A 7,505-nucleotide genomic window follows, 5' to 3' on the forward strand; every position below is an offset into this window, starting at 1 on the left:
GGGGACTCCTCCGAACGGCTTTTGAACCGTCGATCACCCTAAAGCATCCAATAGACATCGATGGTTCAAGCTTTCCCTGGCCCGGCTTGAGGGCCAGGGAAAAAAGTGAGGAGGATGTCCCCGGCCCTCCCCGACCGGGCAGAAAGCCAACGCTGGCGTCATCTATGAAATTCGTGCTAATTTTCCCCTATGATCTCGATCCAGGTGGCCGAGTTCCTCCGGGACAACGAATACCATCTCAACCTCGAACAAGTCGCCGGCAAGAAGGGCCTGCTCAAAAAAATCACCATTCCGCGCATCCAAAAGCCCGGCCTCGCCCTCACCGGCGACACCTCCAACCTCCACTCCGGCCGCCTCCAAATCCTGGGCAAGTCCGAGATCACCTATCTGAACGGCCTGCCCGCCAAGAAGCTCAAGACCGTGGTCGAGAAAATCTGCAAGATCGACCTCTCGGCGATGGTCATCACCCGGGGCAATCCGGTGCCGCCGATCCTGCTCGAGGAGGCCGAAAAGAATTCGATCCCGCTGTTCACGACCAACCTCCTGACCAGCACCTTCATCAACCGGGTCACCAAGTTCCTCGAAGACAAGCTGACGGCCTCGACCAATATCCACGGCGTCCTGATGGACGTCTTCGGCGTCGGCATCCTGATCGTGGGCAAGAGCGGCATCGGAAAGAGCGAGGCCGCTCTCGACCTCATCCTGCGGGGCCACCGCTTGGTCGCCGACGACATCGTCGAGATCAAGAAGAAGCCGCCGGCCACCCTCTCCGGCATGTCGAGCGAGATCATCAAGTACCACATGGAGATCCGGGGCCTCGGCATCATCAATATCGAAGACCTCTTCGGCGTCGCCGCCATCCGCGACCGCAAGGTCATCGAGATCGTCGTCGAGCTGGTGGAATGGGATCCCAAGGAGGAGTACGACCGGCTCGGGATGGAGGAGCAGCACTATCCGATCCTCGACGTCAAGGTCCCCTATCTCAAGATCCCGGTCCGGCCCGGCCGTAACGTGACGACGATCATCGAGGTCGCGGCCCGCAACCATCTCCTCAAGCAGCGCGGCCACTTCAGCGCCCAGGAGTTCGACGAGAAGCTGGCCCGCGACCTCCAGTCCCGGGAAAAGCTCAACAAGACCCTCTGGAATTCGCTCGAGTGAAACGCCGACCCCGGAAGGACCATCGCTGGATCTTGGTCACCGGCCTCTCGGGGGCGGGCAAGACCACCGCCCTCAAGGTTTTGGAGGACGAGGGCTATTTCCCCATCGACAATCTGCCCACCGCCCTCCTCTCCTCGCTGACCAAGCTGCTCAAGAAATCGAAGCGCCATTTTCCCAAGGTCGTTCTCGGGATGGATGCCCGCGAGAAGGGCTTCCTCACCCATTACGAGGACGTTTTACGGGCCCTTCACCAAGCCAACGTCTATCCCCGGATCTTCTTCTTCGAGGCCCGGCCCGAAGTCCTGATCCGGCGCTATTCCGAGAGCCGCCGGCCCCATCCCATGGCCAAGGCCGGGGGGCTGGCCCGGGCCATCGCCGAGGAAGCCCGCCGCTTGGCCCCGCTGAAGGAAAAGGCCGACCTGGTCTTTGACACCAGCGCCATGAATATCCATTTACTGAAACAGGCGATCCGGTCCGGGCTTTATGGCCGGGGCAAAAAGCCCCCCTTTGTCGTCCGATTGGTCTCTTTCGGCTTCAAGCACGGCCTGCCCTCGGAGGCCGATATCGTCCTCGACGTGCGCTGCTTCGAGAACCCCTATTTCGTACCCCGGCTGAAGAGGCTTGACGGTCGTTCGCCGGCCGTTCAAAGATTTGTGCTTGGACAGAAGAGCGCCCAGGGCTTCCTCAAGCAAACCCTGAAGCTCTTGAAGACTCTCCTTCCGCTTTACGAGAAGGAGGGGAAATCGCAATTGACGGTGGCCTTCGGCTGCACCGGAGGCTGCCACCGTTCGGTGGCCATCGTGGAAGCGGTGAAGAAAGGTCTGAAAGACCGCCGCTGGGAAGTCCGCTGGGAGCACCGGGACGCCGCCAAAGGATAGTTATGCTAGGCCTTGTCATTGTCACCCATGTCGGCATCGGGCGAGAGATGCTTCGCGCCGTCGAGGAGATTCTCAAGGAGAAGATCCCGATGACGGTGGTCGAGGTCGAGAACGACCGCTCGACCAAAACCAGCCAGGATCGCATCTCCGAAGCGGTGCACGGTTTCGACGACGAGGAGGGAGTGCTGATCCTGACCGACATTTTCGGGGCCACTCCGACCAACCTCTGTCGCGACTTGCTCGATCAAGGGCGGGTCGCGGTGGTGACCGGGATCAATCTGCCGATGGTCCTCAAGGCCGCGACGTCCCATTTCGAAAAGAACCCCGCGGAAGCCGCCGAGTTCCTCAAGCATTACGGCTCCGACAACATTCGAACCTATCCCTGAAGAGAGAGCCATGCTGCTTGAAAAAGAACTGCTGATTCAAAACAAGCTGGGCCTGCATGCCCGGGCCGCCGCCTTGCTGGTCAAGACCGCCAATCGCTTTTCGAGCGACGTCAAGATCACCAAGGACCGGACCATTGCCAACGGCAAGAGCATCATGGGCGTGCTGACTTTGGCCGCGGCTTGCGGCAGCAGCATCAAGGTGAGCTGCGAGGGGCCCGACGCCGCCGATGCGATGAGGTCCATCGAAAATTTGATCGCCGCCAAATTCAACGAGGGCGAATGAAGCCAGACCCGAAGAAACACAAGAAATCGACCGGCAGCCGCGGCCTCGACGGCATCGGGGCCTCTCCCGGCATTTGCATCGGCGAAGCCTGGGTCCTCGAGAAGTCCGGCCTCACCCTGCCCCGCTATTGGGTGAACAACAAGGAGATCGGCCACGAAGTCGAGCGCTTCCAAAAGGCGCTGGGCAAGGCCCGCTCCGAGCTCGACCGAATCAAGGACAAGCTTTGCAAGTTCGACGGCAAGGAGCAGATCCACATTCTCGATGCCTACAGCCTGATGCTGCAGGACGAAATGCTCAGCCAGAACATCGTCCAAACCATCAAGAGCGAGCACATCAACGCCGAATGGGCCCTCCACAAGAACCTCGAGAAGCTGAAAGGCGTCTTCGCCAACGTCGAGGAGCAGCATTTTAGGGAGCGGACCAGCGACTTCGACTACATCGGCGAGCGGATCCTGAGCTACCTGGTCGGCAAGTCCGAGGACCTCTTCAAGAACATCCCGACCCACGCGATCATCGTGGCCCACGACCTCTCGCCGGCCGAGGCCGCCCAGCTCGTCAAGTTCAAGATCAAGGGCATCGTCACCGAGATCGGCGGCAAGACCAGCCACACCGCGATCATCTCCCGGGCCCTCGAGATCCCGGCGGTGGTGGCCTGCACCGGCATCGTGGCCCGGGCCAAGAGCGGCGACCGCATCATCGTCGACGGCGGCTCCGGCAAGGTCATCCTCAATCCCACGCCCAAGCAGGAGAAGGAGTTCGAGACCAGCCGCCAGCACGAATACGCCATGCAAAAGATCCTGCTCAAGGACATCCACCTCCCGGCCGAGACCCGGGACGGTTACCGGATCCGGCTGGCGGCCAACATGGAGCTGGTCGAGGAAATCCACTCGATCAAGGAGCATGGCGCCGAGGGCGTCGGCCTCTACCGCACCGAGTTCCTCTTCCTCAACCGCAAGCAGGCGCCGACCGAGGAGGAGCATTTCGAGAACTACAAGCTGGTGCTGAAATCGATTTATCCGAACTACGCCACCATCCGAACCCTCGACATCGGCGGCGACAAGGTCCCGACTCACGGCACCTATGAGCCCGAGGACAATCCGGCCTTGGGGCTTCGGGCCATCCGTTTCTGCTTCAAGGAGAAGGGCCTCTTCAAGACCCAGCTTCGGGCCATGTTTCGGGCCAGCGTCTACGGCAAGCTCAAGATCCTCCTGCCGATGATCAGCGACCTCGAGGAATTGCGAAAGGCCAAGATGATTCTGGAGGAGGTCAAGCACGACCTCGAGAAGGACAAGGTCGATTACGACCCCCACGTCAAGGTCGGGATCATGATCGAGGTGCCTTCGGCGGTGATGGTGGCCGACGAGCTGGCCCGGGAAGTCGACTTCTTCAGCATCGGAACCAACGATTTGATCCAATACACCCTGGCCATCGATCGGGGGAACGAGAACGTCGCCTATCTCTACCGGCCGCTCCACCCGGCGGTGCTGCGGATGCTCGAGAAGACCATCGATGCCGCCCACCGCGAGCAAATCGACGTCTCGGTCTGCGGCGAGATGGCCAGCGAGCCGCTCTACATTCTCATTTTGTTGGGCTTGGGCCTGACCGAGCTCTCGATGAATGCCCTCTCGGTGCCCCGGGCCAAGCGCATCATCCGCTCGGTCGACTTCAAGGCCGCCCGGGCCCTGGCCGACAAGGCCCTCCTGCTGAAAACGGCCAGCGAAATGATGGCCTACGTCAAGCGGGAGCTGCACAACCTGCTCGGGGAGCACTTCAAGGAATATTCGCTATAATTGATCGCATCAACCACGTGTCATCCTGAGCGCAGCGAATACCCAAACTGCGGGCACAAGGGATCTGCGACTGTCTTGGTCGGTAGAGGCCCTTCGGCCCCTTCGGGTCCTCAGGGTGACATGAGGCTGACGCCTCATATCACCTTGACAATTCTCAGGATTTGACTAGGTTCGGCCTCGATTTGAGGAAAATCCGTCAAATTTTCCAAACCTGGTTCGGCCGCGATGGCCGCGCAGAAAGAGGCGAATTCATGAGCAACTCCAAGTATTTATTTTCTTCGGAATCGGTGACCGAAGGCCATCCCGACAAAATTGCCGACCAGATCTCCGACGCTGTCCTGGATGCCATCCTGACCAAGGACACCAAGGCCCGGGTCGCCTGCGAAACCCTGGTCAAGACCGGCTTCGCCATGGTGGCCGGCGAGATCACCACCACCGCCTCGATCGACTTCCCCGAGGTCATCCGCAAGACGATCAAGGAAATCGGCTATGACGACAGCCGCAAGGGCTTCGACTACGAGACCTGCGGCGTCCTGGTCGCCATCGACAAGCAATCGCCCGACATTTCCCAGGGCGTCACCGAGGGCGAAGGCCTCTTCAAGGAGCAAGGCGCCGGCGACCAGGGCCTGATGTTCGGCTACGCCACCGACGAGACCCCGGAATTCATGCCCGCTCCGATCGACTTCTCGCACCGCCTCACCATGAAGCTGGCCGAGCTGCGCAAGAACGGCACTTTGCCCTGGCTTCGGCCCGACGGCAAATCCCAGGTCACCATCGAATACCAAAACGACAAGCCGGTCCGCATCGACACCGTGGTCATGAGCACCCAGCACGCGCCCGAGGTCGACCATAAGACCATCGAAGAGGCCTTGATCGAGCAGATCGCCAAGAAATGCCTGCCGGCCGACCTGCTCGACAAGAGTACCCGCTTTTTGATCAATCCGACCGGCCGCTTCGTCATCGGCGGGCCCCAGGGCGACTGCGGTCTCACCGGCCGCAAGATCATCGTCGACACCTACGGCGGCATGGGCCACCACGGCGGCGGCGCCTTCAGCGGCAAGGATCCCAGCAAGGTCGACCGCTCGGCCTGCTACATGGCCCGCTACGTCGCCAAGAACATCGTCGCGGCCAAGCTCGCCAAGCGGGCCGAGGTCCAGATCGCCTACGCCATCGGCTTTCCCGAGCCGGTCAGCGTGATGGTCAACACCTTCGGCACCAGCGAGGTCCCCGGCGACAAGCTAACCCAAGCGGTCCGCGAGGTCTTCCAATTGAAGCCGGCCGGCATCATCCGCGAGCTCAACCTGCTCCGCCCGATCTACCGCAAGACCGCCTCTTACGGTCACTTCGGCCGCAACGACCCCGACTTCCATTGGGAAAAGACCGACAAGGTCGAGGCGCTGCGGAAAGTTTTGAATTTTTGACACAGCCCTGCCCGTGGGCGACCGCAAGGGTCGCCCCTACGTAGGGGCGGGGCTTGCCTCCGCCCGCCGCCACGAAAGGAACTTATGAACTCCGACATCCGCGACAAATCTTTAAGCGCCAAGGGCAAGCTCCGCATGGAGTGGGCCGAGCGCGACATGCCGGTCCTCCGCCAAATCCGCGAGCGCTTCCACAAGGAGAAGCCGCTCAAGGGCGTGAAGATCGCGGCCTGCCTCCACGTCACCACCGAGACCGGCAACCTGATGGTCACCCTGAAGGAAGGCGGCGCCGAGCTGACCCTCTGCGCCAGCAACCCGCTTTCGACCCAGGACGACTTGGCCGCGACCCTGGTCGTCGACCACGGCATCCCGGTCTTCGCGATCAAGGGTGAAAACAAGGAAGTTTACTATAAGCACTTGGAGCAGGCGTTGGAGATCGAGCCCGACATCACGATGGACGACGGCGCCGACCTGGTCAGCTTCCTCCACACCGAGCGGGTCCACTTGCTGCCCAAGATCCTCGGCGGCACCGAGGAGACCACCACCGGCGTCATCCGGCTGAAGAGCATGGCCCGGGACAAGGCCCTCAAGTATCCGATCGTCGCGGTCAACAACGCCGACACCAAGCACTTCTTCGACAACCGCTATGGCACCGGCCAATCCACGCTGGACGGCATTTTGCGGGCGACCAACCGCCTCATTGCCGGCTCGACCTTCGTCGTGGCCGGCTACGGCTACTGCGGCCGCGGCTTGGCCGAAAGGGCCCGCGGCATGGGCGCCAAGGTCACCGTCACCGAAGTCGACCCGCTTCGCGCGCTCGAGGCCCAGATGGACGGCTTCAAGGTCGCGACCATGCAGGAAGCCGCCGCCGAGGGCGATTTCTTCGTCACCGTCACCGGCAACAAGGGCGTCATCCGCAAGGAGCACTTCGAGGTCATGAAAGACGGAGCGGTGGTCGCCAACAGCGGCCACTTCAACGTCGAGATCGACATCCCGGCCCTCGAGGAGCTGGCCAAGGGCAAGCGGACCATCCGCGACTTCGTCGACGAGTACAGCCTGCCCGGCAACCGCAAGGTTTACCTGCTGGGCGAAGGCCGCCTGATCAACTTGGCCAGCGCCGAGGGCCATCCCAGCCAGGTCATGGACATGAGCTTCGCCAACCAGGCCCTCTGCGCCGAGTTTCTGGTGCAGAACAAGGGCAAGCTGGAGCAGCGGGTCTACGACGTGCCCAAGCCCATCGACCAGGAGATCTCCCGGCTCAAGCTCAAGGCCCTGGGCGTCAAGATCGACGTCCTGACGCCGGAGCAGGAGCGGTATTTGGCCAGCTGGCAAGAGGGGACGTAGTCCAGGCTGAAGTGTCATCCTGAGCGAAGCGAATACCCAAACTACGGGCACAAGGGATCTACGACCACCCAAGCCGGATGATCTACCTTGGGCAGTCGCAGATCCTTCGTCGCTTCGCTCCTCAGGATGACATTCTCATTGCCGCCTTCTCCTAAAATCTCCATAATCGCCTTGTGAGCCAAGGTTTCGGCATCCTTCTGGTCCTGCTGTTGGCGTCCACCGGGATCGCCCTGTCCTACTTCGACCCC

Annotated in this window: 8 protein-coding genes; 7 read left to right on the top strand and 1 reads right to left on the bottom strand. The window is 61.4% G+C overall.

The window, feature by feature from the left end:
• Window positions 1-189 precede the first annotated feature (189 nt).
• From hprK to ahcY, 7 genes are all read left to right on the top strand, one after another.
• Window positions 190-1,158, top strand: a complete 969-nt coding sequence (hprK, locus tag VJR29_13470; protein HKY64415.1) for an HPr(Ser) kinase/phosphatase — start codon at window positions 190-192, stop codon at window positions 1,156-1,158.
• A complete protein-coding gene (gene rapZ, locus VJR29_13475; GenBank protein HKY64416.1) occupies window positions 1,155-2,036 on the top strand; it encodes an RNase adapter RapZ in 882 nt (293 codons plus the stop codon). Before hprK ends, rapZ begins: the two co-directional genes overlap by 4 nt.
• 2 nt (window positions 2,037-2,038) lie before the next feature.
• Window positions 2,039-2,422: a PTS sugar transporter subunit IIA gene (locus VJR29_13480; GenBank protein ID HKY64417.1), complete on the top strand. Its 384-nt coding sequence runs from the start codon at window positions 2,039-2,041 to the stop codon at window positions 2,420-2,422.
• A 10-nt stretch (window positions 2,423-2,432) separates the two neighbouring features.
• Entirely contained in the window at window positions 2,433-2,705 is a 273-nt protein-coding gene (locus VJR29_13485) for an HPr family phosphocarrier protein (GenBank protein HKY64418.1), read from the top strand.
• Window positions 2,702-4,495, top strand: a complete 1,794-nt coding sequence (gene ptsP / locus VJR29_13490; GenBank protein HKY64419.1) for a phosphoenolpyruvate--protein phosphotransferase — start codon at window positions 2,702-2,704, stop codon at window positions 4,493-4,495. Before VJR29_13485 ends, ptsP begins: the two co-directional genes overlap by 4 nt.
• A gap of 251 nt (window positions 4,496-4,746) precedes the next feature.
• Window positions 4,747-5,916: a methionine adenosyltransferase gene (gene metK / locus VJR29_13495; protein HKY64420.1), complete on the top strand. Its 1,170-nt coding sequence runs from the start codon at window positions 4,747-4,749 to the stop codon at window positions 5,914-5,916.
• 84 nt (window positions 5,917-6,000) lie between these two features.
• Entirely contained in the window at window positions 6,001-7,257 is a 1,257-nt protein-coding gene (ahcY, locus tag VJR29_13500; protein ID HKY64421.1) for an adenosylhomocysteinase, read from the top strand.
• Between the two features lie 41 nt (window positions 7,258-7,298).
• On the opposite strand, the gene VJR29_13505 is transcribed toward ahcY, so the two are convergent.
• Window positions 7,299-7,505 (bottom strand): hypothetical protein (locus tag VJR29_13505; GenBank protein ID HKY64422.1); only part of this gene is annotated, 207 nt, incomplete at its 5' end.

Source organism: bacterium (assembly GCA_035281585.1).
Lineage (GTDB): Bacteria > UBA10199 > UBA10199 > DSSB01 > DSSB01 > DATEDP01.

What these genes read in the sequence shown, in the direction of transcription:
- hprK (HKY64415.1), top strand. Translation starts at nt 190, where the DNA reads ATGATCTCGATCCAGGTGGCCGAGTTCCTCCGGGACAACGAATACCAT.
- VJR29_13480 (HKY64417.1), top strand. Translation starts at nt 2,039, where the DNA reads ATGCTAGGCCTTGTCATTGTCACCCATGTCGGCATCGGGCGAGAGATG.
- VJR29_13485 (HKY64418.1), top strand. Translation starts at nt 2,433, where the DNA reads ATGCTGCTTGAAAAAGAACTGCTGATTCAAAACAAGCTGGGCCTGCAT.
- ptsP (HKY64419.1), top strand. Translation starts at nt 2,702, where the DNA reads ATGAAGCCAGACCCGAAGAAACACAAGAAATCGACCGGCAGCCGCGGC.
- metK (HKY64420.1), top strand. Translation starts at nt 4,747, where the DNA reads ATGAGCAACTCCAAGTATTTATTTTCTTCGGAATCGGTGACCGAAGGC.
- ahcY (HKY64421.1), top strand. Translation starts at nt 6,001, where the DNA reads ATGAACTCCGACATCCGCGACAAATCTTTAAGCGCCAAGGGCAAGCTC.